Here is a 24,517-nt window from a genome sequence, read left to right on the forward strand (position 1 = left end):
TGATGGATTTCACCCTATCGCCTGCGGTCGAAGACTACCGCGCCCGTATCGCCGCCTTTGTCGAGGCCGAGATTCTGCCCGTTGAGGCAGATCGCAGCAATTTTGACGAACATGGCAACATTTCCGAGGCCGCGCTGGAACCGCTGCGCGCCAAGGCCAAATCCCAAGGCCTGTGGGCGCTGCAAGTGTCCCGTGAATGGGGCGGGCAGGGCCTGGGCAAAATGGGCATGGCTGTTTGCTATGAGGAAATGAACCGCTCCATCTTTGGCCCCGTCGTGTTCAACTCGGCCGCGCCGGATGACGGCAACATGATGATGCTGGACACGTTGGCCACCGAGGACCAGAAAAAACGCTGGCTGACTCCGATTGTGAATGGTGATGTGCGCTCGGCCTTTGCGATGACGGAACCGCATCCCGGTGGGGGCTCGGATCCGGGGATGATGCTGACCAAAGCTACGCGCGATGGCGATGGCTGGGTGATCGAGGGCCGCAAATGGTTCATCACCGGTGCCGAGGGCGCTGCGCATTTCACCCTGATGGCGCGGACCTCGGATGATGCGCGCCGCGGGCTGACTGCATTCCAATTCCACAAAGACACCCCCGGCTGGCATATCGAACGTCGCATCCCGATCATGGGCCCCGAGGAACATGGCGGTCATTGCGAACTGATCTTTGACGGGCTGCGTGTCCCGGACGAGGACGTGCTGATGGGCGAAGGCCGCGGCCTGAAGGTCACGCAGGCCCGTCTGGGCCCGGCGCGTCTGACCCACTGCATGCGCTGGCTAGGCCTGTCCAAACGCTGTGTTGAGATTGCCACCGACTATGCCACGTCGCGCATGGGCTTTGGTGTCAAACTGATCGAGCGCGAAAGCGTGCAGATAATGCTGGGCAAGCTGGCGATGGACATCGAAGTGGGTCGCCTGTTGGTGATGAAAGCCGCCTACGAAATTGATCAGGGCCGGTATGGGCAAAAAGAGGTCTCGATGGCGAAAATCCACGTGGCCAACCTGCTGCATCAGGCCGCTGACGTGGCGATCCAGCTGAACGGCGCGCGGGGCTATTCCACCGATACGCCGCTGGAGTGGATCTATCGCTATGCCCGCCAGGCCCGTCTGGTGGATGGTGCGGACGAGGTGCACAAGATGGTGCTGTCGCGCCACCTGAACAACCTGGGGCGTGATTTCTGGTCGTGGGATGCGGCCGATGGCTGAGATCGCAACCTATGCCGCCAATCACCGCCCGCTGACTCCGCTGGATTTCCTGGATCGCGCGGTCGAAGGGTTCCCTGATCGTCCCGCTGTCATCTGGCAGGGCCGAACCTGGAGCTATGCCGAATTCGCCGGGCTGGTCGCCGCGATGGCGGACCTGCTGCGCGAAAACGGGGTGGGTCCGGGGGATACCGTTGCCGTCATGTCGGGCAACCGCCCTGAAATGCTGGCCGCGCATTATGCGATCCCTGCCGTGGGGGCGGCGCTGAACGCGCTGAACACTCGGCTGGATCCGTCCGTGGTCGAGTACATCCTGTCCCATTCCGGGGCGAAACTGGTTCTGGCTGACCCGGCCGGAGCTGCCGTGACAGGCGAGGCCGCCGCTAAGGTTGGGCTCAAGAGTTTTGTCTTTCCTCCTACCGACACTTCTTCGGAGGGTCTGAACCTGCTTGATGCCGCGCCTGTCACGGATTGCTCGTTTGCGGCGGGGGTGTCGGATGAATTCCAGCCGATCGCGCTGAACTATACCTCGGGCACGACGGGGCGCCCCAAGGGTGTTCTGCTGAACCATCGTGGTGCGTATTTGAATTCGTTGGGCAACGTGATCTCGCTGGGGTTTGACGCACAAACGGCCTATCTGTGGACCCTGCCGATGTTCCATGTGAACGGCTGGAGCCACACCTGGGCGGTGACCGCAGTTGGCGGTGTGCATATCTGTCTGGACAAAGTTATTCCCGCCGACATTTTCGCGCTGATCAAGGAGCATGGCGTCACCCATATGGCCTGTGCGCCGGTGGTTCTGTACATGCTGCTGAACGATCCGGCTCGTGCCGAACGCGACCCGTCCAAACCGTTGCGCGTGGCCAGTGGCGGCGCGGCACCCACCAGTGCTCTGATCGAAGAGATGGAGACACTGGGCTTTGAATTCATTCACCTTTATGGCCTGACCGAGTGTTTCGGCCCCACCACGATGCGGCGTCTGGATGTGTCCGAGCAAAGCGCCAGCACCCAGGATCGCGCGCAGATGCTGGCCCGTCAGGGCACGCGCCATGTGGCGGCCAATTTGCTGCGCGTTGTGGATGATCAGGGCCAGGATGTGCCTGCGGATGGCGAAACCCTGGGCGAGATCGTCCTGCAGGGCAACACGCTGATGAGCGGCTATCACAAGGACCCCGATGCCACCGAGAAAGCGTTCTCCGGCGGGGTGTTCCACTCGGGTGATCTGGCCGTGCGCCACCCCGATAATCAGATCGAAATTCGGGATCGCTCCAAGGATCTGATCATCTCGGGCGGCGAGAATATCTCTAGCCTCGAAGTCGAAGACGCCCTGCACAGCCACCCGGATGTAACGCTGGCGGCCGTGGTTGCAGCGCCTGATCCCAAATGGGGCGAGGTGCCGTATGCCTTTGTCGAAACCCGCCCGGGCGCCGCGCTGGCCGAGGCCGATCTCAAAGCCCATTGCCGCGCGAAACTGGCAGGTTTCAAGGTGCCCAAACGCTTTGTTGTGGCCGAGCTGCCCAAGACCGCGACTGGCAAGATCCAGAAATTCGAACTGCGCCAGACCGCGTCTGAGCTGGCCGCGCAACCTCAAGAGGCCCGCACATGACCCTGGACACGACCATCACCGTTAATGGCTCTTTGGATTTCGATCCGGCCGCGCTATGTGACTATCTGCGGGACCAGCTGGATGCGCCCGACGCCCCGATCACCTTTGATCGGATCAGCGGTGGACAGTCCAACCCGACCTACAAGGTGTCGCTGGGCGACCGTCACATGATCCTGCGCAAACAGCCGCCCAGTATTGTGGCCAAAGGCGCCCATGCGATCGACCGTGAATACCGAGTCCAAGAAGCCCTGGGCCCGACCGATGTGCCGGTGCCTCAGCCGGTGCTGTTTCATGACGATCCGGCGCTGATTGGGACCCCGTTCTATCTGATGGAGTTCCTGGAGGGGCGTGTTTTCGATACGGCGGACATCCCGGATGTCTCGCCCCAGGATCGCCACGCGATGTATCTGTCGATTGCCGAAACCATGGCCAAAATGCACGCGGTACGCCCTGATCAGATCGGGCTTGGCGATTTCGGTCGCCCGGGCGGGTATTTCGAACGGCAGGTGCGCCGCTGGTCGGGGCAGTTGGACAATTCCACCCTGGACGGTCTGGACGAGCTGCGCGCATTGCGCAAACGGATCGAGGCCACGCTGCCCGAGGATGACGGGTTCGTCTCGATTGCGCATGGTGATTTCCGGGTTGGCAACATGATGTTCCATCCGACCGAACCGCGCGTGATCGCGGTGCTGGATTGGGAACTGTCCACGATTGGTCACCCGCTGGCGGATCTGGGCTTTTGCTGCATGCCCTGGAACACCAGCTCGGATGAATATGGCGGGGTTTTGGATCTGGATCGCGCCGCCTTGGGCATCCCGACCGAAGAAGAGTTCGTGGCCCATTACCACGCGCATCTGCCCAGTGTTGGCCCGCTGCAGCCCTTCCACAAGGCCTTTGCGCTGTTCCGTTTTGCGGTGATCTTTGTGGGCATTGCCGAGCGCGCCCTGGCGGGCGTGGCCTCCAGCGACAACGCGGCGGATCTGGCGCCCTTGGCCCGTCGTTTTGCCATCCGCGCGCTAGAGGTGCTGGACGCCGCCGAGGCATAAGGTCGGCCCGGTATAACCAGGTATCACCGTCGCGTGTGTGCGATGTTAAAGGCGCGACGGTGAGCGATGAAATTCGCCTCTTCCTCTGATTTCAGCTGATCGCGCTCGGCCGAGCGCATCAGCCGTTCGGCCAGAATAAACGAGGCGATGGCGATGAACACGCTGCCCGCCATTTGTCCGATCAGCACGCCCTCGGCCCCCCAAAGACGCGCACCCAGATAGACAAAGGGCACGATCCCCAGCGTATTGCGCCCCCAGTTCACCCAGGTGGAATAGAACGGGTGGCCCAGGTTGTTATAGGCCGCGTTGCCCAGAAAAATGATGCCCGTAAAGATCCACGCCAGCGACAGCGGTCCGCAGAACAGATAGATCAGATCGCGTGCGATGCCTTGGGCATTGAACATGTCCGCGATGGTGCCGCGCAGCAGGAACAGCACGGCGATGACGGGGAACACATAGATCACGATCAGGAAAATGCTGCGATTGAAGGCTTGGCGCACACGGTCATGACGCCCGGCCCCGAAATTCTGTCCGATAATCGGCCCGATCGAGCCCGACATGGCAAAGATCAGCGCAAAGGCAATCGGTGTCAGACGCCCGATAATGGCCATGCCTGCCACGGCGGCCTCGCCGAACTCGGCAGCTGCACGCGTGACATAGGCGCCCCCCACGGGGGCCGCGACATTGGCCAGCATCGCAGGGATTGCAATGGCCGCGATCGGGCGCAGATCACGCGCTAGGGCGGGCAGGTTCAGACCGCTGAAGCCTCCGAACCGACGGGTGATATACCACAGGCCCGTCGCAGCCACTGAAATACGCGAGGCCACCGAGGCCCAGGCGGCTCCGTCCAGCCCCATCTCCAGCACAAAGATGAAGATCGGGTCCAGCACCGCGTTCACGACTCCGGCCACGATGGTCACGATCATCGACAGACGTGCCGCGCCGTGGCTGCGCAGGGCCGCGGAACAGACGATCCCGATCAGCAGGACAGGCATCGTGGGGATGAGGATCTTCAGATAGGACACGGCCAGTACCTGCGTCTGCCCGCTGGCGCCGATCAGGCCCGTGAGTTCAAACAGATGCGTATACAGCAGCGTGGCAAAGGCAATGGCAAAGCTGACGCCGACGATAAGCACATGAGTCAGCTGCTCGGTTGCGCGTTCGGGGCTGCCCTGGCCCAGCGACTTGGCCACCATGGCCCCGCCGGTGATGCCCAGCCCGATGCTGACCGAGGTGGTCATGAACAAGATCGTCCCGGCAAAGCCAACAGCCGCGGCCAGCTCGTCCACGCCCAGCATCGAGATGAACAACATGTCCACCAGATCAACCACGAACAGCGCCACGAATCCCACCGCCGAGGTCAGCGACATGGTGATGATGTGCCGCGTCAGGCTGCCGGTCAGGAACTTGGCCTTCGCGTCGGGGGGCTGTTTGTCGGTGGGCGGGCTCACGCGGATTTCTCGGCCATGATGGATTTCATGCGCTCTTCGATCTCGGCGTTCCAGTCATCGCGGTTCTCGCGGATGCTGGCCAGATAGGCCTCGTTTTCATAGGCGGGGATCGCGGGATCATAATGCTCGGCGACGATCAGCATCGAGCGTCGGTCCATCTCGTTGAAGGCATCAGCCATGCGGTCGGCCTGATCGCGGGTGTATCCCAGGGCCTCGATGGCAGAGCGGCCCATCCGGATCGAGCTGTCATAGCTTTCACGGATGATGTCGCGACAGCCCGCGTGCCACAGATCATAGACATGGTTGCGATCCACCGCGCGGGCCACGATATGCAGGTCAGGATAGGTGCTGTGCAGATAGTGCACCAATTCCGTGATCTGGTCGCGGTCATCAATGGCCACGACAAACAGCTTGGCCTCGGCAATCCCGGCCGCATGCAGCAGGTCGGGGCGCGTGGCATCACCGTAATAGGCCTGCACGTCGAACGCCTTGAGCATCTCCAGCTGTTTCGAGCTGAAATCCATTACGGTCGGCGACATCCCGGCACTGCGCAGCATCCGCGCGACGATCCCGCCCACACGGCCATGCCCGGCAATGATGATGTCGCCTTTTTCCTCGATGGCGTCCATTTCGCGCTCTTCCGCGGCGGAAAAGCGCGGCGCGATCACGCGGTCATACAGGATGAACAGCGCGGGCGTCAGCAGCATCGACAAGGCCACGATCAACAGCAACCGGTCCGCCAGATCGCCGGGGATGACGGCGTTGGCGACGGTAAAGGACAGCAGGACAAAGCCGAACTCGCCCGCCTGTGCCAGGCCCAGACTAAACAGCCAGCGATCCGCGCCGCCCAGTTTGAACACCACCGCCAGCACAAACAGCACCGCCATTTTCAGCACCATCAGCCCAAGGGTCAGCGCCAGGATCACCGCGAAATTGTCAAACAGCAGGCCAAAGTTGATACCCGCGCCGACAGTCATGAAGAACAGGCCCAACAGCAGGCCCTTGAACGGGTCGATATCGCTTTCCAGCTCGTGCCGGTATTCGCTGTTGGCCAGAACCACACCGGCCAAGAACGTCCCCAGCGCAGGCGACAGCCCGACCAAAGACATCAGCAGCGCAATACCGATCACGATCATCAGGGCCGTGGCCACGAACAGCTCGCGCAGTTGCGCCCCCGCGATGAACCGGAAAATCGGGCTGGTCAGGTAGGATCCGATGCCCACCACGGCGGCAATCGCGCCCAGCGTCACCAGCGCCACGCCCCAGCCGGGCAGCCCGTCCACCAGGCTCAGCGAGGGGCCATGCCCGTCATCGCCATGACCTGCGCCGTGCGACATGGCCTCGCTCAATTCGGGCAGGGCCAACAGCGGGATCAGCGCCAGCATTGGGATCACCGCGATGTCCTGGAACAGCAGCACCGAGAAACTGGACTGCCCGCCGTCGCTCTTCATCAGGCCCTTTTCACCCAGCGTTTGCAGCACGATCGCAGTCGAGCTGAGCGCCAGCACCAGCCCGATGGCCAGCGCCACGGTCCAGGGTTGGCCAAAGATCAGCGCAACACCCATCACGGCCGCCGCGGTCAGGCCGACCTGGCCGCCCCCCAGCCCCAGCAGCTTGGCGCGCATGGACCATAGCAGTTTGGGCTCCAGCTCCAGCCCAACAAGGAACAGCATCATCACCACGCCGAATTCCGCGAAATGCTGGATCGAGACCACGTCCACATGCAGCCAGCTCAGGATCGGGCTGATCACGATCCCCGCGATCAGATAGCCCAGCACAGACCCCAACCCCAACCGCGAGGCAATCGGCACCGAGACAACGCCCGCGATTAGAAAAATAAAGGCCAGTAACAGGAAATCGGTCATGGGGTCTCTCCGGGTTGGGGCGGCGTTGCTTCTGTTTGGTCAGGGCCATGGCGACGCGCGTTCCCTTAGCCATGACACAACTTGCCAATCAACGGAACCACCTGCATGGGCGTCCCGGGCAAAGAAAAACCCCGCCTTGCGAACAGGGCGGGGTTGATCGAGAACTACTTGGCGGGCCGTTTGCCCGATTTCGCTGCTTTGGCCGCAGCCGCACGAGCGCGGTTTTTCTTACTGCTGGGCTTGCCCTTGGGTGGGGGCGGGCCTTTGGGTTTCCCGCCTGATTTGCCAAAGGGTTTCTTGCCCTCCGAGGCACCGCGTTTTGCGGGGCCGTGCGCGCCTTCGTGGTCGCGCATTTCGTGCCGAGGCTTGCGCGGTTTAGCGCGCTCTTCGGGTTTTGGCTTGCGTTTGCGCGGGGTCGGATCGTCGTTCCAGTCGATCGGACCCGAGGATTTGGGTTTGGCATAGGTCTCGCCATCCCGCGCCGGGCGTTTGCCCCGATGCGGTGGTTTGGAGACGCGCCGGGGCGCGCGTTCCAGCACTGGCGGCTCGGCCAATTGCGAGACAACGGCACCGGGCTCCAGCGTCATGTCGCTGCCCAAGGCGTTCAGGAACGTGTGAATGCTGGCTTCTTTGATCTGCACAAAGGACTGATCCTGTTGCACGCGGATCGCGCCAATGTCGTCGCGGGTCAGGTTGGTCGCCTTGCACATCATCGGCAGCAGGCGGCGCGGTTCGGCACCGGCATTGCGCCCGCCCGTAACGGCAAACCACACGCTGGGGCCAAAGTCTTGGCGCGGAGCGGGTTTGGCATTCACGTCGGTCAGCTCCTCGGGAGCCGAGCGGACCGAGCGATAGAGCCGCAGGTAAGCCGCCGCCAGTTGTTCGGGCGAATAGGCCTCGGCCAGCTTGTCTACGGTTTCGCGTTCGGAATCCGCGGTTCCGGTTTGCCAGGTGTCATCGCCCAGCATGCGCTCTTCTTCACGCTGGTTCACCGCATCGGCCGAAGGGGCGCTGGTCCAGTCGGCCTTGACCTTGGCCCAGCCCAGAATGCGGTGCGCTTTTTTCTGGTTGCGCTTGGTCACGATCAGCGCGCTGACGCCTTTGCGGCCCGCACGACCCGTCCGACCCGAGCGGTGCAGCATGGTTTCGTGGTTCGAGGGCAGCTCGGCATGGACCACAAGGTCCAGTTTCGGCAGGTCGATCCCGCGTGCGGCCACATCGGTGGCCACGCAAACCTGCGCCCGCCCGTCGCGCATCGCTTGCAGCGCGTGGGTGCGTTCAGATTGGCTCAGCTCGCCGGACAGGGCCACCACGTTGAAGCCCCGGTTGGACAAGCGCGTGGTCAGCCGGTTCACGGTTGCGCGGGTGTTGGCAAAAACGATGGCATTGGGCGCGCGATAATACAGCAGCGTGTTGATCACGGCCTTTTCGGTGTCATGATCGGCCACGTTCTGCGCGATGTATTCAATGTCGGCGTGCTGGGTGGTTTCCGATTTGGTCACCACGCGGATCGCGTCTTTTTGATAGTTTTGCGCCAGTTGAGCGATGGAGTTGGGCACCGTGGCCGAAAACAGCAGGGTCTGCCGGTCGTCAGGGGATTCCCCCAGGATGAATTCCAGATCCTCGCGAAAGCCCAGGTCCAGCATCTCGTCGGCTTCGTCCAGAACGACCGAGCGCAAGCCCGACAGATCAATCGAGCCGCGCATGATGTGGTCGCGCAGACGGCCGGGGGTGGCCACAACAATATGCGCGCCACGGGCCAGAGCACGGCGTTCGTCGCGCATGTCCATCCCGCCCACGGTCGAGGCCAGAACGGCGCCCGCCTTGGCAAACAGCCAGCTAAGCTCGCGTTTGACCTGCAGGGCCAGCTCGCGCGTGGGGGCGATCACCAGCGCCAGGGGGGCCTCGGCGGGGCTGAACTGTTCGTCTTCGGCCAGCAGGGTTGGGGCGATGGCCAGGCCGAAGCCCAGCGTCTTGCCCGAGCCCGTCTGGGCCGACACCAGCAGGTCTTTGCCTTGGTATTCTTCGGCCAGAACGGCCTGTTGCACCGGGGTCAGAGTATCATACCCACGGTCGTCGAGTGCGTCACGAAGTGCTTGTTTCACGGAAGAGTTCTTTTCATAGGGGGGTCGCTTTGGAATCAAGGACCAGTGCCTGCCCCATGCAAGCCACACCCTAATGTATCGCGACGTGAAGAGGCGCGCTTACGGCATTCGCAGGCGTTTGTACAGGCGATATCGCGGTTTTTCTGTGCTTTGGGCCGGTCGCGCTAGGTTTGCGCGGCCAGATAGGCGCGCCAGCTGCCCAAGGCCGAGATATCCGTGCCCGTTTCCGCCGCTGCGCCCTCGCAGATGAAACCGTTCACGATATCGCCTCCCGCCAGCGTCACCGAGCCAATGCCCAACGGCGCGGGGATCAGTTGCATAAAGGATCCAAACGCGGCCAGCGGCATTTGCCAGACCTCGACCGCGATTTCGTGGCCGGTGCCGGGGGCGACGCGGATCAGGCCGGGGCGGGGGATATCACCGGGCAGGGCATAGAATTGATACTCTGGTGCGGTGGTCGTGGCCTGTTCCAATACCGCACCGCGCTCGGTTAGCTGGGTGTTCAGCGCCAGCCCGGCCATATGCGCGCCACACACCGCGATACGGATCATATCGGGCGCTTGGGCGGCGGGCAGATCGGCTGGGGGCAGGCTCCAGCTGGTGGCCCCAAGCGTGCGCTGCCCAAAGGCCTCGATCCGGGTGGCCAGCGCGGCCACCTTTGCGTCCTGACCCGCCGGAGCCAGCAGGGTGACGCTGCCGGGGCGCCCATCGCTGCGGGCGGGGGTGGGCACGGCGATGCCGCACATATCCATCAGGTTCACGAAGTTGGTATAGGTGCCGAAATTGCTGTTGGGCGTCACCGGATCAGCCTCAAGATCCGCAACGGAATAGAAGGTCGGGATCGTCGGCACGCATAGCATATCCAGCCCAGACAGCGCGGGTTCGGCTTGGCGGATCAGCTCTTTCAGGCGGTAAATCCCCTTGAACGCATCCCCCGCTGTCAGGGTTTCCCCGGCCGAGATTATCTGGCGCGTCACCGGGAACACGGCGTCGGGGTCGGATTTCAATAGGTCCTCGATCACAACATAGCGCTCGGCCACCCAGGCGCCGTAATACAGCATCTCGGCCACCGCATAGAGCGGCGAAAAATCGACCTCTTCGATCGTATAGCCTTGGCGTTCCAGCGTCTCGATCGTCGTATCAAAGGCGGATTGCTGCACCAAATCCCCAAAGAACTGGATGGTCTCGGGCGAGGGGATGCCGATGGTCAGTTTCTCGGCCGGGGCCGTCAGGGCAGGCAGGTCGAACGCGCGGGCATAGCTGTCAGCGGGGTCGAAAACGGCTGCGGCCTGAAAGGCGGTATACGCGTCCTCGACCGTCAGCGCGAAGACCGAGATCGTGTCCAGCGAGCGACAGGCCGGAACGAGGCCAGTGGCCGACAGGCTGCCCAGGCTGGGCTTTAGCCCAACGATATTGTTCAGCGCGGCGGGCACGCGCCCAGATCCGGCGGTGTCTGTCCCCAGTGAAAAGGTAACGATCCCATGCCCCACAGCCACGCCAGACCCGCCCGAGGACCCCCCCGGCACGATCTGCGGATCAATCGAATTCAGCGGCGCCCCATACGGCGTGCGCACGCCCACCAAACCCGTGGCGAACTGATCCAGGTTGGTTTTGCCGATCAGCAACGCGCCAGCTTGCTGTAGCTGGGTGACAACAAACGCATCGGCCTCTGCGGTGTATTCATAGGCCGGACAGGCGGCGGTGGTCGGCTTGCCTGCCGCATCAATATTGTCCTTGATCGCGAAAGGAATACCCCACAGAGGTTTGGCCGGATCAAAGGGGCCCAGGGCCTCGGCTGCGGCCAGAACCTCGGATTTATCGAATAAATACAGAAAGATATTCGGATCACCCACGGCGTCAATCTTGGCAAAGACCTGCTCGACAATCTGCGCGGGCGTGGTGCCGGACTGATAGGCCTGATGCAAAGACGAAATGGTCAGCGGAATGTCGGTCACGCGGGGCTCTCCTGTCGCGAAATTGGGCAAGGGGCCGCAATCGGGCCTGTCGGTCCAGCATCTGGCTTTCGGCGGGATGCCACAAATGCTAAGAATTCACAAAAGCGGTGCAAATTTTGCACCAGTCAGGGGCGCCATGAAACATCTACAGGACTATGCCTTCATCGAGGCCGTGATCCGCGCCGGGTCAATTCGGCGCGCCGCAGAAGACATGAACATCACCGCTTCGGCGCTGAACCGGCGGATCAATCGGTTCGAGGACGAGTTCGGATACGAGATTTTCGAGCGCCTGCCGCGCGGGGTGCGCCTGAACCCGGCGGGTGAACTGGTCTTGCACCATATCCGTTCGCAACAATCGGATTTTGCGCGGCTGCAATCGCAGGTGGCTGATCTGTCCGGGGTGCGGCGGGGGCATGTCTCGATTGCCTGTTCGCAGGCCCTGCTGCCGTATTTTCTGCCCGAACAGATTGCCCAGTATCGGGGCGAGCATCCGGGCGTGACCTTCACCGTCAACGCGCGTGACCGGCTGGAGGCCGAGCGCGAACTGTCCACGTTTCGATCCGACATCGCGTTGGTGTTTGAGCCGCGTCACCTGGTAGATTTCGAGGTGCTGCTGAGCATCACCCAGCCGATTTGCGTGTTGATGCGCCGCGATCACCCGCTGGCGGGCGAGGGCGAACTGCGCCTGCGCGATTGTCTGGAACATCCCTATGTGGCGCCCTCTTCGCAATTTGCGGTGCGGGTTTTGCTGGATACCGCCGTGAAACGCACGAATTTCGAGCGCCTGAACCCCATCGCCGAGTCCGAAAGCTTTGATTTCATGCGCCACTATGTGCTGCGGGAAAACGCGCTTTCGTTTCAGTTTCCGGTGGGGCTCAATCTATCCGCGAGCGCCGATTATGTTGTCCGCCCCCTGTCTGATCGCGATGTGGAGCCGGGCAACCTGTTGATGGGACAGCTGAAAGGCCGGGCGTTGCCTGTGGCCTCGGCGCGGTTTGTGCAACAATTGACCCAGGCCTTGCAGCGGCCGTTTGTTTAGCTCGCCCGCCAAGCGGTGCATTTTTCGCACCGCTATTGGAAAAAACTAGCATAAGACAGAACCGCTTTGGCCTCTTACGCTCCGAGTCGTCACTCAACCACAGCGCTCCGGCACCCGTCGTCAGGATCGCATGGGACCAACAGGAGCGCACACCGTGAAACACAAGACTGCACTAACTCGTCGTCATTTTCTGAACACCACCATGGCCTTTGGGGGCGCCGCGATGGCTGGCTCGATGCTGCCCGGGCAGGCGCAGGCGGCCAAGGATCTGACCGTCGGCTTCATCTATGTGGGGCCCAAGGATGACTTTGGCTACAACCAGGCCCATGCCGAGGGCGCCGCAGCCGTGAAAGCCATGGCCGGCGTCACCGTCGTCGAAGAGGAAAACGTCCCCGAAACCGTCGATGTTCAGAACACGATGGAATTGATGATTAACTTTGACGGGGCCAGCCTGCTGTTCCCCACCTCGTTTGGATATTTCGACCCCCACGTGCTGGAAACCGCCCCGAAATACCCTGATGTCAGGTTTGAACACGCTGCGGGCCTGTGGTCCGAGGGTATGCCCACCAATATCGGCAGTTATTTCGGCTATATCGGCATGGGGCAATATCTGAACGGCATCACCGCCGGGTATGCCAGTAAATCCAAGAAGATCGGCTTTGTCGCCGCCAAGCCCATTCCGCAGGTCTTACAGAATATCAACTCGTTCCTGCTGGGCGCCCGCGCGGTGGATCCGTCGATCACCTGTCAGGTTATCTTTACCGGAGAATGGTCGCTGGCCGTGAAAGAGGCCGAAGCCACGAACGCCCTGTGTGATCAGGGCTGCGACGTGATCACCTGCCATGTGGATGGCCCCAAGGTGGTGATGGAAACGGCCGCCGGGCGCGGGGCCTATGTCTGTGGCTATCACGCCAACCAGTCGCCCCTGGCCCCCGAAAAATACCTGACCGGAGCCGAGTGGAACTGGGCCGGGGTCTATACCGAGATGGTGCAAACCGTGCTGGATGGCGGCACCGTGGGTAACTTTGTTCGGGGCGGGCTGTCGGATGGGTTCATCAAGATGTCCCCGCTGGGCCCGGCCGTATCGGACGCCGCCCGCAACCAGTTCGAGGCCACAAAGGCCGAGATCATGAAAGGTGGCTATTCCGTCTTCAAAGGTCCGCTGAAGGATAACAAGGGCAACGTGATTGCCGCGGCGGGCGAGAGCTTTGTCGAAACCGACATCGCACTGGAAAGCATGGGCTATCTGGTCGACGGCGTGATCGGATCGACGAGCTGAGCATGAGCGATATGGCGACAGCCGACCCGTCGTGGATGCAGTCCTCTTTGGCGAAATGGTTGCCAAGGGCCGAGTCTGTCGTCATCCCGCTGGCAGCCCTGTTCATGGGGCTGCTGGTGTTTTCGGTGTTCTTGCTGTTCGTCGGTAAATCACCGTTTCAATTCTATGGGCTGATCTACAAGGCCGGGTTCAGCTCGGGGTTTTCCTGGCAAAACACCCTGTCGCGCGTGGCCCCTTTGTTATTCGCGGGGCTCTGCGTGGCCTTGCCAGCGCGGCTGGGACTTGTCGTGATCGGTGGCGAGGGGGCCATCGTTCTGGGTGGTCTGGCCGCCGCCGTTCTGGGCACATTGATGACCCCGGCGCCCGCCATTCAGGGGTTTGCCGTGATGGTGCTGGGCGCCGCGCTGGCCGGAGGCGCATGGATCGGGGCCGTGGGCTGGCTGCGCTATGCACGTGGCGTGAACGAGACCATCGCCTCGCTGCTGATGGCCTATATCGCGATTGCGTTGATGAACCACCTGGTCGAGGGCCCGTTCCGTGATCCGGCCAGCTTGAACAAGCCCTCAACCCTGCCGCTGCCTGATGCACTAAGGGTCGGGGACATGCCCATCGGGATCGACGTGCATTGGGGATTTGCCGTGGGGGTGATCGCTTGCATCACCGCCTGGGTGCTGATGGATCGCACGACGGTTGGCTTCGCGGCGCGTATCGCGGGCGACAATGTCCGCGCCGCGCAGGTGCAGGGCTTGCCCGTGGGCAAGCTGATCGTGGGCTTCACCGCGCTGGGCGGCGCCATGGCCGGGCTGGCCGGATTTTTCGAGGTCACGGCCATCCATGGTTCGGCCAATGGCTCGTTGATTTCGGGCTATGGCTATACCGGCATTCTGGTCGCATTTCTGGCGCGCCATAACCCGCTGGCGATCATTCCGGTGGCCATCCTGCTGGCGGGGTTCGAGGCCTCTTCGGGTCTTGTGCAGCGCCGCATGGACCTGCCTGATGCGACCATTCTGGTGATGCAAGGCATCGTGTTCGTGGTGCTGTTGTTCAGCGAAACCCTGTACGGGAAACTGGCGATCTTTGATCCCAAAACCTGGGAGGCACGCACATGAGCACCGCCGCAGATATTGGGCTTTGGGGCGTTCCGCTGGCCATCATCGGAGGCGCGATCCGGGTGTCCACGCCGTTTTTGTTCGTGTCGCTGGGCGAATGTCTGACCGAGCGTTCGGGCCGCATCAATCTGGGCCTCGAGGGGATTTTGGTCTTCGGAGCCATGTCCGGCTATGCCATTGCTTTTGAAACAGGATCTGCCTGGATGGGCGTTCTGGCCGCAGCCCTGGCCGGGGCAATATTCGGCCTGTTCCACGGCTGGATCTGTAAGTTCAAGGGCGTCAACGACATCGCGATCGGAATCGCGTTGATGCTGTTGGGGATGGGTTTGGCCTTTTTCTTTGGCAAACCCTATATCCAGCCCGTTGCGCCCGATTTGCCCGCCATTTCGCTGGGCTGGTGGTCCGATATCCCGCAGGTTCAGGCCGCATTGCAGGTGAATGCGCTGTTCATCATCGGCGCCGCGCTGGCCGTGGGGCTGGCCTGGATGTTCCGCTCGACCCGCGTGGGTCTGACGATCCGCGTTGTGGGCGACAGCACCGATGCGGCCCGCGCCATTGGCCTGAATCCCAACACCGTACGCTTGCTGGCCACCGCTGCGGGCGGGGCGCTGGCCGGGATCGGCGGGGCGTATCTGTCGCTCTATTATCCCGGCAGCTGGAACGAGGGAGTGAGCTCGGGCCAGGGCCTGATGGCGGTCGCGCTGGTGATCTTCGCTCGCTGGAATCCGGTCAATTGTTTCTGGGCGGCGCTGCTGTTTGGCGGGGCTGGGGCCCTGGGGCCGGCGCTGCAATCCGTGGGCGTAACCAGCGGATATTACCTGTTTTTCGCGGCCCCCTACGTGCTGACGCTGGGCCTGCTTATCCTCACTTCCTCTCCGGACAAGGCCATGGACGGCGCCCCCGGCGAGCTGAGCATCACCAAATAGGAGCCAACTATGAGTACCATCGACGCTGATCCCTATCTTTGGCCCTATAACGGCGATTTGCGGCCCGAAAACACCGCTCTGATCATCATCGACATGCAGACCGATTTTTGTGGCAAGGGCGGCTATGTGGATGCGATGGGCTATGATCTGTCGCTGACCCAGGCCCCGATCGAGCCGATCAAGGCGCTGCTGGCCGATATGCGCGCCAAGGGCTATCACATCATCCACACCCGCGAAGGGCACCGGCCTGATCTGACCGATTTGCCGGCTAACAAACGCTGGCGCTCGCAACAGATCGGGGCGGGGATCGGGGATCCGGGCCCCTGCGGCAAGATCCTGATCCGGGGCGAGCCGGGCTGGGATATCATCCCCGAGCTCTACCCGCTGGAGGGCGAGCCGATCATCGACAAACCCGGCAAAGGCAGCTTTTGCGCGACCGACCTGGAGCTGCTGCTGCGCACGCGGGGCATCGAAAACCTGCTGCTGACCGGCATCACCACTGACGTTTGCGTGCACACCACCATGCGCGAGGCCAACGACCGGGGCTTTGAATGCTTGCTGGTTCAGGATTGCTGCGGCGCCACGGACAAGGGCAACCATGATGCGGCCATCAAGATGGTGAAAATGCAGGGCGGGGTGTTTGGCTCGGTCTCGGACAGCGCGACCTTGATCGCGCAACTGCCATGAGCCACGAACCCGCTTTGCCCACCGGCGCCATTGGGGTCGAGGCCGTGGCGATGACCATGCGTTTCGGCGATTTCACGGCGTTGGATGACGTCACGCTGAACGTTCGCCCGGGGACGTTTCATGCGCTTTTGGGGGAAAACGGCGCGGGGAAATCCACCTTGGTGAAATGCATCATGGGGTTTTACCACGCGACCCAGGGCGGGCTGTTGGTCGACGGCCACGAGGCCCGCGTTCGCGACCCCGTGGATGCTCAGCGGCTGGGTTTGGGTATGGTTTATCAGCATTTCACGCTGGTGCCGTCGCTGACCGGGGCGGAAAACCTGCTGATCAGCCGCGCTGATGCCCCTGCGGTGATTTCCTGGCGACAGGAACGCGCGGCGCTGGCGGCGTTTCTGGATCAGATGCCCTTCAAGGTTCCGCTGGACCGGCCCGTCAGCACCCTGGCCGCTGGGGAAAAGCAAAAACTGGAGATCCTGAAACAGCTCTACCTGGGTAGCAGGTTCCTGATCCTGGACGAGCCGACCTCGGTTCTGACCCCGGCCGAGGCCGACGAGGTTCTGGGGCATGTGCGCGCGTTGTGCGAGGCGGGGCAGATCTCGGTGCTGATGATCACGCATAAATTCCGCGAGGTGACGCAATTTGCCGATGACGTCTCGGTGCTGCGGCGGGGTCGGCTGGCTGGATCTGGGCGGGTTGCGGACCTTGGTCAGGACGATATGGCCCGTATGATGATGGGTGGCCAACCCGAAGGCCGTGATACGCAGCGCACCGAAACCGATGGCGCGGTGGTGCTGTCGCTGGAGGGGGCGACGGCGCGTGATCGCAGCGGGTTGAAATCCATTCAGATCGACGCGCTTCAGGTCAAAGCGGGCGAGATTCTGGGCATCGCGGGGGTCTCTGGCAATGGCCAGACCGAGTTGATGGAGATGCTGACCGGCCAGCGCAAACTGACCGGCGGGGCGATCCGGGTCAAAGACACCGATTATGGTGCCACCCGGCGCGAGGCGGCGGCGCTCAAGGTGCGCTATCTGCCCGAAGAACCCCTGCAAAACGCCTGTGCGCCCACGATGAGCGTGGCGGAGAACCTGGCCTTTCGGTTGTTTGATACGGGGCAGGGCGCGCGGCCAAAGTTCTGGAAAAACACCCGCCAGATGATCGAGAATGCCCACGACCGGATCGCGGAATTCAAAGTCAAAACGACCTCGGCGCACAGCCCGATTTCGGCTCTTTCGGGGGGCAATGTGCAACGGGCGGTCTTGGCGCGCGAGTTGACCGGAGACGTGGACCTGCTGATCGTGGCCAACCCCTGTTTTGGTCTGGATTTCGCTGCCGTGGCTGCCATTCGCGAACGGATTCTGAACGCGCGCAACCACGGCGTCGCGGTGTTGCTGATCAGCGAGGATCTGGACGAAATCCTTGAGTTGAGCGACAGAATCCTGGTGATGAGTGAGGGCAAAATCGCCTTTGAAACCACAGCCGCGCAGGCCGACACGGCCCAAATCGGCACCTATATGGCGGGGCATGCGTGATGGCGGTGATATCGGCGCAACCTTTTGATTTTCCCTATGATCCCAGGGCCATCGGGCTGGTCATGATCGACTTTCAGCGCGACTTTATGGAGCCCGGAGGCTTTGGCGAAACACTGGGCAATGACGTCAGCCTGCTGCGTGCGGCGATCCCACCGGCGCAGCGCTTGTTGCAGGCGTTTCGCGCGGCGGGCCTGCCCGTGATCCACACGCGTGAATGCCACAAACCTGACCTGTCCGATCTGCCCAGGGCCAAGCGCGACCGGGGCAATCCCAGCCTTCGGATCGGGGATGACGGGCCGATGGGGCGCATCCTGATCGCGGACCAACCGGGGGCGGATATCATCCCCGAGCTCTATCCCGCCCAGGACGAGCACGTGATCGACAAGCCGGGCAAAGGGGCCTTCTATGGCACCGAATTTGGTGCGATTTTACAAGGGCTTGGTCTGAAACAGCTGGTCTTTGCCGGCGTCACCACCGAGGTCTGCGTTCAAACCACCATGCGCGAGGCCAATGACCGGGGATATGACTGCCTGCTGGCGACGGATGCGACCGAAAGCTACTTCCCGTCGTTCAAATCCGCGGCCATCCAGATGATCACCGCGCAGGGCGGGATCGTGGGCTGGGCAGCGGACGTGGACACCATCGTCGGAGCCTTGGATGCCGGATAACTATGTTCTGTCAGAGATTCTGGCCGGGGGCTGGGCGGATCTGCCCTTCGAGCCGTTCAAGCCCGGCATCACCATTCATTGGCTGGAACAGGGCGAGCCCGCAATCGCCCTGTTGAAATACGAACCCGGTGCGCGGGCGCCGCTGCATTTTCACCCGGCAACGGAATCCGTGCTGATCCTGGAGGGTGCGCAGTCAGATGCGCATGGCACCTATCGCGCCGGGGATTTCGTGTTGAATTTCAGGGGGACGCAGCACGAAGTCTGGAGCGAAAACGGCTGTGTTGCCCTGCTGCAATGGGCCAAGCCTGTCCAGTTTCTATAGGGTTTTGACGCGGGGCATTCAGACCGCAGAATGCCCCGCGTGGTTCACCTGTTGGGAGGACTCAGGTGAACGTCGCCCGCGGCACAGCAACTTCGTAGTGCTTTACCTCGGGCGGTTTCGCAAAGAACTCGCCCACCAATCCGCGCCAGTCCTGAAACAGAGGGCCCTCGCGGAAATCGATGGTGTGGTTCTCAAGCGTGTCCCAGCGGATGATCACCTCGTATTCATCCGGGGATTCGATACATTTTTGCAGGTGCAGACCCTGGCACCCCTTGGCCTGACGGAACACGTTGACGGCCTTGGCGACGGCCGTTTCAAAGGCCGGACCCGCGCCGGGGGTCACGGTGACATGAGCGACTTCGATGAACATGCTTTGGCTCCTTCGAAGAATGGTTTCAGGCGGGCATAGCCGGGCACGTGGATCGAGGTCCCCCCGTCCGAGGCCATGGTCTGACCGGTGATGTTGCGCGCAGCGTCCGAGGCCAGGAACACCACCAGATGCGCGATGTCTTCGGGGACGCCCAGGAACCCGACCGGAGTTTCGCTCAGCACGGCCGAGTGCAGCTCGTGAGGCAGGTTTTCCAGCGCTGCCTTGGTGCCGGTCAGGCCGGGCAACACGGCGTTACAGCGAATGCCCTTGTGCCCGTGGCTGGTGGCAATGGCGCGGGTCATCTGGATCACGGCCGCCTTGGACGAGGAATACGCCGCCTGGATCACATGGCCTTGCAGCGCCAGGTTCGAGGCCGTGTTGACGATCGATCCGCCGCCCTGAGGGCCCATGATCCGCAATGCTTCGCGGCAACACAGCATGGTGCCACGGGTGTTCACGGCAAAGGTGCGGTCCCAGATCTGGGTATCCATGTCCTCGATATTGCCGTCATTATGGGCCACTTCGGGTGTCAGAAGGGCCGCGTTATTGTCCAGGAAATCCAGACGGCCATAGGTGTCCATGACCTTTTCGAACATCGCTTTGATGTCGGATTCCTGTTCCAGATCCATCTGAAAGCTGGTGGCCTCGCCTCCGGCTGCGCGGATTTCGGCGACCTTTGCCTCGGCGCCGTCGCCCGAGATATCGGCGACCAGAACCTTGGCGCCACTGGCGGCCAGAATCGAGTCTGACAGCCCCGCCGATACCGCCTGCGCCACCGGTGACGATGGCGGCTTTGTTTTCTAGATCGTAGTGCATGATGCCTCCCTTTTGATTTGTTGTGCCGCAAGGGACGGGACCACGCAATTAGGCACATTTCTGTACCTGTGGGGCCGCGCCCTAGGCGGGAAAGTTCCGCGCGTCCACGATCTCGACGATTAGATCGCAGGGGTCCCTGAAAAAGAACGCAGCCGCGGGTGGGCGCGGATCGTCGGGGCTAAGTGTTGGATTTTCCTCGGAAACCATCGGGTCTCCGGGTTTGCGAATGATGCCTATGATATGAACGTCGGGCCGCGCATGCAGGACATCCAGCGCGCGCTGGCAGTCGGTCACGGAAAAACACGGATGTTTTGTGCCCTGTTCGGCCAGATCGGTATTGGGGGCCTGGCGATGCGCGGGCACCGGGGCCGAGCCGGGTTTCTGAAAGATCTCAAACCGGAAGTCATCGCGGCGCAAAAAGGCCAGATGCGTGTCGATGGGCGGGATGTATTTGCGGTCTTCGACCTCCATCCCGAAGACCTCGCCATAGAAGGCGATCGCGGCCTCGATATCGTTGACCGAGAACCCCACATGGTGCCATTTCAGATCGGGAAAAAGGCCCTCAGCCATTGTGCGCCTCTTTCAGACGGTCGTCATGGCCTTGTTGTTGGCGCACCAGTTCTGGGTCAAAGCGGCCGTCGGTCAGGATAAAGGCCATGCGGCAGATGCGATCGGTGCGGTTGGTCCAGGCGTGGATCGTGCCGCGTTGCACGACGAATTCACCCTCTTCCAGAACGACCTCGGAATCGTCCAGCAGCAGCACGATCTGGCCCTCAAGGACGATGCCGTAGTCCACACTTTCGGTGCGGTGCATCAGCGGATGACGACCCGGGATCACGTGTTCGGCGTTTTCGGCCAGACCGACCGCATCGAACAGCTTGCGCGCGGCGTCCTTGTCGAAATCGGGGCCGTCCTGACCCTCGGGCGGGATGTCGACAAAGCGCACGACCACGCCATTGCTGGGCGGTTCGGTATCGCGGTGCAGGTCGGTGGGCTCGGGCTCTTCGGCCGTCACGTCTGCGGGCATCTGGCGCGTGTTCCACAGCTCGTAGAAGGCCAGGCCGGGCTGGACGTCGGACCGTGTCACATGGGGCGGTTCGCCGTCGCTGAGGACAATCGCCTTACCGGTCTGGTCATGGCCGGTCACCACACGTCTGACGGTTCGTTTAGTCATCTTTATTCCTGCTTGTCAGAGCGCCCGCAGCGCGTTGTTTGATCAACCGTACAATTAACTGTGGCGGGGCCGCAGGCAATCCGTTTCCTTCGATGTGGGGTATCGGTTGCGTCGATAGATAAGGGCGAAATGCTCGGGCACATCAATGTGCCTTCTTTTCGGAGTCCTGATTCTGCGTATGACTGAAGGGCAAATCAGAACCGACGGGAGGAAAACATGTCGAATTATGATGTTGTGATAATGGGCGCGGGGCATAACGGCCTGACAGCGGGCTGTTACCTTGCCCGCGCCGGCAAGAAGGTCCTGATCCTGGAACGTCAAAGCTTTCCCGGGGGTGGGGTTGTCACGCAAGAGCTGAACAACCCGGGCTACCGTCATGATCTGCACAGCTCGTGCCATATCATGATCCAGGGCAACCCGATGCTGACCGAGGACGAGCTGGAGCTGAAATCCAAGTACGGTCTGAACTATCGCTACTCGGACGTGCCTTACGCCTCGATCTTTCCCGATAACAAGACGCTGATCACCTACAAGGATCTGGATAAAACCTGCCAGGAGATCGCCAAGTTCAACGCCAAGGACGCCGAAACCTATCGCGCCTTTGCGACCCGCTCGATGGAGATGCTGCCGATCATCACCTCGGGTCTGTATTCGCCGCCCATCCCGTTTGGTCCCTTCATGGCCATGCTGGACAGCTCGGACGAAGGCCGCCTGTTGCTGGATGCCATGAGCCGGTCCTCGCTGGATCTGGTGAACCAGTATTTCGAAGGCGATCACATCAAGATCCACCTGCTGAAGCTGGTGTCGGAAAACCTGCAGCTGCCCGATGATCTGGGCACCGGCATGGGCATTTTCCTGATGCCCGGCATCATCCACAAATGGGGCGTCTCGCAGCCCATCGGTGGCTCGGGCGGTCTGACGGATGCCCTGGTGCGTTGCTTCGAAGATCAGGGCGGGGAAATCCGCTATAACGCCGAAGTCGACAAAGTGCTGATCGAAAGCGGCGAGGCCGTCGGCCTGCGTCTGAACGATGGCGAAGAAATTCGCGGCAAAGAGGGCGTGGTCGCCGCGCTGCACCCGCATGTTCTGTCGAAATTCGTCGAAGGCATCGACGAGGCCGTGGATCGCCGCGCCAAGGCAGTGAACCCGTCGCCCCAATCGCTGTTCGTGTCGCACTATGACCTGAAAGAGCGCACCAAATACGCGGCGGGCGAAGAGATCACCACCGCGACCATGCTGGAATATTTCCCCTACGAGGACATGACCTCGTTCATGGATGATTTCGCCTGGCTGCGTCAGGGCCGGATCACGCCGCGCCGTCTGTTGGGCGGTGGGGATGAAACCCACGGCGATCCCACGCGTGCCCCCGAAGGGGCGGGGATCTTCCACTCGATCACCATGGCGCCCTACTGCATCGAGGGCAAAACCCCCGAATACTGGGACGACTACAAAGAGGAATACGCGGCCGAGACCCTGAAACAGTATCAGCCCTTCATTCCGAACCTGACGGATGACAACATCATCGGCGCCTCGCACTGGTCGCCGCTGGATATGGAGCGCTCGTCGCCCAACTCGTTCGTCAAAGGCGACATGCATGGCTGTGCGCCGTACATGTACCAAACCATGGGCCACCGCCCGACCCCCGATCTGGGCCAGTACACCGTGCCCGGTATCGAGGGCCTGTATCTGGTGGGGCCGTTCATGCATCCGGGCGGGGGCGTCTATGGCGCGGGCCGCGCCACGGCGCTGCGTATGTTCGATGACATGGATATCGATTTCGAAAGGGTGATCGCGTAATGAAACTTCTGGATAATACCGGCAAAGAGCTGATGACCGTGTCCAAGCTGGAAGCGGACGAACGGAACTTCCTGGTCATCAAGGGCAAGATTTTTGGGGCGATGCCGATGACGGCGAAACTGTCCCCCGAAGAGGCCCGCGCGGCCCTGAAGATGCTGGATCTGAAAACCATCTGGTTCATCCTGACGATCCTGCTGCGTAAGTCCAAACCGGCCAAGGACAAGAAAAAACGCCGGGCCTAAGGCAGGACGGTGACGACATTAAACCGCGCGCAAGGGATTGCGCGCGGTTTTCCTTTTGCTCTGCTGCTTTCCTGATCCGCGTTGCCGGGATATGCTTGGCCCGAAGGGCAGGGACATCATGGATTCACTTGATATCGCAGAATTGCTGAGCATCGGCGAAGGCCAGCCGGTGGACCAGGCGGATCAGCGGGTTGTCGGCCTGCATCATCTGGTGCAGGGCATGGGCCCCGTCGCGCCAGACAAGGATGCCCCCGTGCGCGAGGTCGTGGCCCGTCTGGGCGATAACTGGTCGGCCTTGATCCTGAAGGTTCTGGCCACGGGCGAGTTCCGTCATGCCACCTTGAAACGGGTGATCAGCGCGATGGCGGCCGAGTCGGATATCTCGCAACGGATGCTGACCTTGCGGCTGCGCGCCCTGGAAAGGGACGGATTTGTCAGCCGGCGCACCGAAGACACGGTGCCTCCGCGCGTGCACTATGCGCTGACCACGCTGGGTCAGGATCTGGAACAGCAACTGACTCGTTTGATCGAATGGATCGAACGCCACGACGCCGAGATCCGACAGGCGCGCGACAGTTTCACGGACGCAGAGTCGTCACCCCGGCCGTGGTGAATTTGAGCAAGGCCGCATAGGCCGCCGCCAAATCGCCCGCCTGCACGTCATTGTCGGTCAAACTGTCCAAACGGCGATGCTTGGCCACTGTCACCAGCATCAATTGCAGCGACATGGTAAAGGCGCGCGCCAATGCCGAGCGCTCGACCGTGGGCAGGATTTTGTACAGACGGTCCATGAAGGTTCGCGCTGTGGCGTCGAAATGCTCGGCCAGCAGATACAGCCAACGATCGCCATCCGTCAGGCGCGACAGCACCTGCATATAGCTGACCCAACCCGCGTCTCCGGTTTGCACCTGTTGAAACAAAGGCGACATGAACGCGTCCAGCACTGCCTGCACGTCTGCATCCTCGGGCAGGGCGGCCAGATTGGCCTCGCGCAGTTCACACAACACGCTGGCCCGGCGCGCCACGACCAATTCGAAAAGGTTCTGTTTGGTGCCGAAATGATAGCTGGCTAGCGCCAAAGTGACTCCGGCTTGCTCGGTGATGTCACGCAAAGATACCGCATCGAACCCGCGATCCCCAATCAGCTGTTCCGCTGCGTCAAGGATCAACTGCTTGGTTTTATTGCCATTTGCGCGAGTTTGGGCTGTTTTGGGCATGGATTTACCTTGGGGATGCGTCCGGAATTGATGTATCGGTTGGGTCGATAGGTTGTGTGTGAATTGTCGATTTTTCCGTTACTTGGTTGAGTGTATAAATAAGAGA

General features: G+C 61.8%; 23 protein-coding genes. 14 read left to right on the forward strand and 9 right to left on the reverse strand.

Going from position 1 to position 24,517, the window contains the following annotated elements:
* Nucleotides 1-2 precede the first annotated feature (2 nt).
* The 3 genes from ACXADQ_RS11800 to ACXADQ_RS11810 are packed head-to-tail and all read left to right on the forward strand — an operon-like array spanning nucleotide 3 to nucleotide 3,860.
* Complete coding sequence (locus ACXADQ_RS11800) at nucleotides 3-1,211, forward strand: acyl-CoA dehydrogenase family protein (RefSeq protein ID WP_475320482.1); 1,209 nt, start codon at nucleotides 3-5, stop codon at nucleotides 1,209-1,211.
* Complete coding sequence (locus tag ACXADQ_RS11805) at nucleotides 1,204-2,814, forward strand: AMP-binding protein (RefSeq protein WP_475320483.1); 1,611 nt, start codon at nucleotides 1,204-1,206, stop codon at nucleotides 2,812-2,814. The genes ACXADQ_RS11800 and ACXADQ_RS11805 overlap by 8 nt, the downstream gene beginning before the upstream one ends.
* Nucleotides 2,811-3,860, forward strand: coding sequence for a phosphotransferase family protein (locus ACXADQ_RS11810; protein ID WP_475320484.1), 1,050 nt, complete (start codon nucleotides 2,811-2,813; stop codon nucleotides 3,858-3,860). Before ACXADQ_RS11805 ends, ACXADQ_RS11810 begins: the two co-directional genes overlap by 4 nt.
* A 23-nt stretch (nucleotides 3,861-3,883) precedes the next feature.
* Here the strand turns inward: ACXADQ_RS11810 and ACXADQ_RS11815 are convergent, their stop codons facing one another.
* The 4 genes from ACXADQ_RS11815 to atzF form a co-directional block, all read right to left on the reverse strand.
* Nucleotides 3,884-5,311, reverse strand: coding sequence for an MATE family efflux transporter (locus ACXADQ_RS11815; RefSeq protein ID WP_475320485.1), 1,428 nt, complete (start codon nucleotides 5,309-5,311; stop codon nucleotides 3,884-3,886).
* Entirely contained in the window at nucleotides 5,308-7,176 is a 1,869-nt protein-coding gene (locus ACXADQ_RS11820; RefSeq protein WP_475320486.1) for a cation:proton antiporter domain-containing protein, read from the reverse strand. The genes ACXADQ_RS11815 and ACXADQ_RS11820 overlap by 4 nt, the downstream gene beginning before the upstream one ends.
* A 164-nt stretch (nucleotides 7,177-7,340) precedes the next feature.
* Nucleotides 7,341-9,281, reverse strand: coding sequence for a DEAD/DEAH box helicase (locus tag ACXADQ_RS11825; protein ID WP_475320487.1), 1,941 nt, complete (start codon nucleotides 9,279-9,281; stop codon nucleotides 7,341-7,343).
* A 164-nt stretch (nucleotides 9,282-9,445) separates the two neighbouring features.
* Nucleotides 9,446-11,236, reverse strand: a complete 1,791-nt coding sequence (gene atzF, locus ACXADQ_RS11830) for an allophanate hydrolase (protein WP_475320488.1) — start codon at nucleotides 11,234-11,236, stop codon at nucleotides 9,446-9,448.
* A gap of 136 nt (nucleotides 11,237-11,372) precedes the next feature.
* Here atzF and ACXADQ_RS11835 point away from each other — a divergent pair, with 136 nt between their 5' ends.
* The 8 genes from ACXADQ_RS11835 to ACXADQ_RS11870 all read left to right on the forward strand — a co-directional run bounded on the left by ACXADQ_RS11835 (nucleotide 11,373) and on the right by ACXADQ_RS11870 (nucleotide 18,795).
* Complete coding sequence (locus ACXADQ_RS11835) at nucleotides 11,373-12,275, forward strand: LysR family transcriptional regulator (protein ID WP_475320489.1); 903 nt, start codon at nucleotides 11,373-11,375, stop codon at nucleotides 12,273-12,275.
* Nucleotides 12,276-12,429: 154 nt separating this feature from the next.
* Nucleotides 12,430-13,554, forward strand: coding sequence for a BMP family ABC transporter substrate-binding protein (locus ACXADQ_RS11840; protein ID WP_475320490.1), 1,125 nt, complete (start codon nucleotides 12,430-12,432; stop codon nucleotides 13,552-13,554).
* Between the two features lie 2 nt (nucleotides 13,555-13,556).
* Nucleotides 13,557-14,663 carry an ABC transporter permease gene (locus tag ACXADQ_RS11845; RefSeq protein ID WP_475320491.1) on the forward strand — a complete coding sequence of 369 codons (1,107 nt, stop codon included), beginning with the start codon at nucleotides 13,557-13,559 and terminating at the stop codon, nucleotides 14,661-14,663.
* Nucleotides 14,660-15,589: an ABC transporter permease gene (locus tag ACXADQ_RS11850; protein WP_475320492.1), complete on the forward strand. Its 930-nt coding sequence runs from the start codon at nucleotides 14,660-14,662 to the stop codon at nucleotides 15,587-15,589. The genes ACXADQ_RS11845 and ACXADQ_RS11850 overlap by 4 nt, the downstream gene beginning before the upstream one ends.
* Before the next feature lie 9 nt (nucleotides 15,590-15,598).
* Nucleotides 15,599-16,276, forward strand: coding sequence for a biuret amidohydrolase (gene biuH / locus ACXADQ_RS11855; protein ID WP_475320493.1), 678 nt, complete (start codon nucleotides 15,599-15,601; stop codon nucleotides 16,274-16,276).
* Nucleotides 16,273-17,805 (forward strand): ABC transporter ATP-binding protein, encoded by a 1,533-nt coding sequence (locus tag ACXADQ_RS11860; RefSeq protein ID WP_475320494.1) that lies wholly within the window; start codon nucleotides 16,273-16,275, stop codon nucleotides 17,803-17,805. Before biuH ends, ACXADQ_RS11860 begins: the two co-directional genes overlap by 4 nt.
* Nucleotides 17,805-18,473, forward strand: a complete 669-nt coding sequence (locus tag ACXADQ_RS11865) for a cysteine hydrolase family protein (protein WP_475320495.1) — start codon at nucleotides 17,805-17,807, stop codon at nucleotides 18,471-18,473. Before ACXADQ_RS11860 ends, ACXADQ_RS11865 begins: the two co-directional genes overlap by 1 nt.
* On the forward strand, nucleotides 18,463-18,795 hold the full coding sequence (locus ACXADQ_RS11870; RefSeq protein WP_475320496.1) for a cupin domain-containing protein: 333 nt from the start codon (nucleotides 18,463-18,465) through the stop codon (nucleotides 18,793-18,795). Before ACXADQ_RS11865 ends, ACXADQ_RS11870 begins: the two co-directional genes overlap by 11 nt.
* A 61-nt stretch (nucleotides 18,796-18,856) precedes the next feature.
* On the opposite strand, the gene ACXADQ_RS11875 is transcribed toward ACXADQ_RS11870, so the two are convergent.
* The 4 genes from ACXADQ_RS11875 to ACXADQ_RS11890 all read right to left on the reverse strand — a co-directional run bounded on the left by ACXADQ_RS11875 (nucleotide 18,857) and on the right by ACXADQ_RS11890 (nucleotide 21,155).
* Nucleotides 18,857-19,165, reverse strand: a complete 309-nt coding sequence (locus tag ACXADQ_RS11875) for an antibiotic biosynthesis monooxygenase family protein (protein WP_475320497.1) — start codon at nucleotides 19,163-19,165, stop codon at nucleotides 18,857-18,859.
* Nucleotides 19,135-19,941: an SDR family NAD(P)-dependent oxidoreductase gene (locus ACXADQ_RS11880; protein ID WP_475320498.1), complete on the reverse strand. Its 807-nt coding sequence runs from the start codon at nucleotides 19,939-19,941 to the stop codon at nucleotides 19,135-19,137. Before ACXADQ_RS11880 ends, ACXADQ_RS11875 begins: the two co-directional genes overlap by 31 nt.
* Nucleotides 19,942-20,062: 121 nt before the next feature.
* Complete coding sequence (locus ACXADQ_RS11885; RefSeq protein ID WP_475320499.1) at nucleotides 20,063-20,551, reverse strand: VOC family protein; 489 nt, start codon at nucleotides 20,549-20,551, stop codon at nucleotides 20,063-20,065.
* Nucleotides 20,544-21,155: a cupin domain-containing protein gene (locus ACXADQ_RS11890; protein WP_475320500.1), complete on the reverse strand. Its 612-nt coding sequence runs from the start codon at nucleotides 21,153-21,155 to the stop codon at nucleotides 20,544-20,546. Before ACXADQ_RS11890 ends, ACXADQ_RS11885 begins: the two co-directional genes overlap by 8 nt.
* Before the next feature lie 216 nt (nucleotides 21,156-21,371).
* Here ACXADQ_RS11890 and ACXADQ_RS11895 point away from each other — a divergent pair, with 216 nt between their 5' ends.
* The 3 genes from ACXADQ_RS11895 (at nucleotide 21,372) to ACXADQ_RS11905 (ending at nucleotide 23,807) form a co-directional block, all read left to right on the forward strand.
* A complete protein-coding gene (locus tag ACXADQ_RS11895; protein ID WP_475320501.1) occupies nucleotides 21,372-22,952 on the forward strand; it encodes a phytoene desaturase family protein in 1,581 nt (526 codons plus the stop codon).
* Nucleotides 22,952-23,194, forward strand: coding sequence for a hypothetical protein (locus ACXADQ_RS11900; protein WP_475320502.1), 243 nt, complete (start codon nucleotides 22,952-22,954; stop codon nucleotides 23,192-23,194). The genes ACXADQ_RS11895 and ACXADQ_RS11900 overlap by 1 nt, the downstream gene beginning before the upstream one ends.
* Nucleotides 23,195-23,312: 118 nt before the next feature.
* A complete protein-coding gene (locus ACXADQ_RS11905; RefSeq protein WP_475320503.1) occupies nucleotides 23,313-23,807 on the forward strand; it encodes a winged helix-turn-helix transcriptional regulator in 495 nt (164 codons plus the stop codon).
* Here the strand turns inward: ACXADQ_RS11905 and ACXADQ_RS11910 are convergent.
* Entirely contained in the window at nucleotides 23,773-24,411 is a 639-nt protein-coding gene (locus ACXADQ_RS11910; RefSeq protein WP_475320504.1) for a TetR/AcrR family transcriptional regulator, read from the reverse strand. The two genes, ACXADQ_RS11905 and ACXADQ_RS11910, sit on opposite strands and share 35 nt — an antisense overlap.
* Between the last annotated feature and the right edge of the window lie 106 nt (nucleotides 24,412-24,517).

Source organism: Thalassovita sp. ABM4_323 (genome assembly GCF_056158665.1).

What these genes read in the sequence shown, in the direction of transcription:
- ACXADQ_RS11845 (WP_475320491.1), top strand. Translation starts at nt 13,557, where the DNA reads ATGAGCGATATGGCGACAGCCGACCCGTCGTGGATGCAGTCCTCTTTG.
- ACXADQ_RS11865 (WP_475320495.1), top strand. Translation starts at nt 17,805, where the DNA reads ATGGCGGTGATATCGGCGCAACCTTTTGATTTTCCCTATGATCCCAGG.
- ACXADQ_RS11805 (WP_475320483.1), top strand. Translation starts at nt 1,204, where the DNA reads ATGGCTGAGATCGCAACCTATGCCGCCAATCACCGCCCGCTGACTCCG.
- biuH (WP_475320493.1), top strand. Translation starts at nt 15,599, where the DNA reads ATGAGTACCATCGACGCTGATCCCTATCTTTGGCCCTATAACGGCGAT.
- ACXADQ_RS11820 (WP_475320486.1), bottom strand. Translation starts at nt 7,176, where the DNA reads ATGACCGATTTCCTGTTACTGGCCTTTATTTTTCTAATCGCGGGCGTT.
- ACXADQ_RS11890 (WP_475320500.1), bottom strand. Translation starts at nt 21,155, where the DNA reads ATGACTAAACGAACCGTCAGACGTGTGGTGACCGGCCATGACCAGACC.
- ACXADQ_RS11910 (WP_475320504.1), bottom strand. Translation starts at nt 24,411, where the DNA reads ATGCCCAAAACAGCCCAAACTCGCGCAAATGGCAATAAAACCAAGCAG.
- ACXADQ_RS11870 (WP_475320496.1), top strand. Translation starts at nt 18,463, where the DNA reads ATGCCGGATAACTATGTTCTGTCAGAGATTCTGGCCGGGGGCTGGGCG.
- ACXADQ_RS11800 (WP_475320482.1), top strand. Translation starts at nt 3, where the DNA reads ATGGATTTCACCCTATCGCCTGCGGTCGAAGACTACCGCGCCCGTATC.
- ACXADQ_RS11835 (WP_475320489.1), top strand. Translation starts at nt 11,373, where the DNA reads ATGAAACATCTACAGGACTATGCCTTCATCGAGGCCGTGATCCGCGCC.
- ACXADQ_RS11875 (WP_475320497.1), bottom strand. Translation starts at nt 19,165, where the DNA reads ATGTTCATCGAAGTCGCTCATGTCACCGTGACCCCCGGCGCGGGTCCG.
- ACXADQ_RS11810 (WP_475320484.1), top strand. Translation starts at nt 2,811, where the DNA reads ATGACCCTGGACACGACCATCACCGTTAATGGCTCTTTGGATTTCGAT.
- ACXADQ_RS11905 (WP_475320503.1), top strand. Translation starts at nt 23,313, where the DNA reads ATGGATTCACTTGATATCGCAGAATTGCTGAGCATCGGCGAAGGCCAG.
- ACXADQ_RS11860 (WP_475320494.1), top strand. Translation starts at nt 16,273, where the DNA reads ATGAGCCACGAACCCGCTTTGCCCACCGGCGCCATTGGGGTCGAGGCC.
- ACXADQ_RS11900 (WP_475320502.1), top strand. Translation starts at nt 22,952, where the DNA reads ATGAAACTTCTGGATAATACCGGCAAAGAGCTGATGACCGTGTCCAAG.
- ACXADQ_RS11895 (WP_475320501.1), top strand. Translation starts at nt 21,372, where the DNA reads ATGTCGAATTATGATGTTGTGATAATGGGCGCGGGGCATAACGGCCTG.
- ACXADQ_RS11850 (WP_475320492.1), top strand. Translation starts at nt 14,660, where the DNA reads ATGAGCACCGCCGCAGATATTGGGCTTTGGGGCGTTCCGCTGGCCATC.
- ACXADQ_RS11885 (WP_475320499.1), bottom strand. Translation starts at nt 20,551, where the DNA reads ATGGCTGAGGGCCTTTTTCCCGATCTGAAATGGCACCATGTGGGGTTC.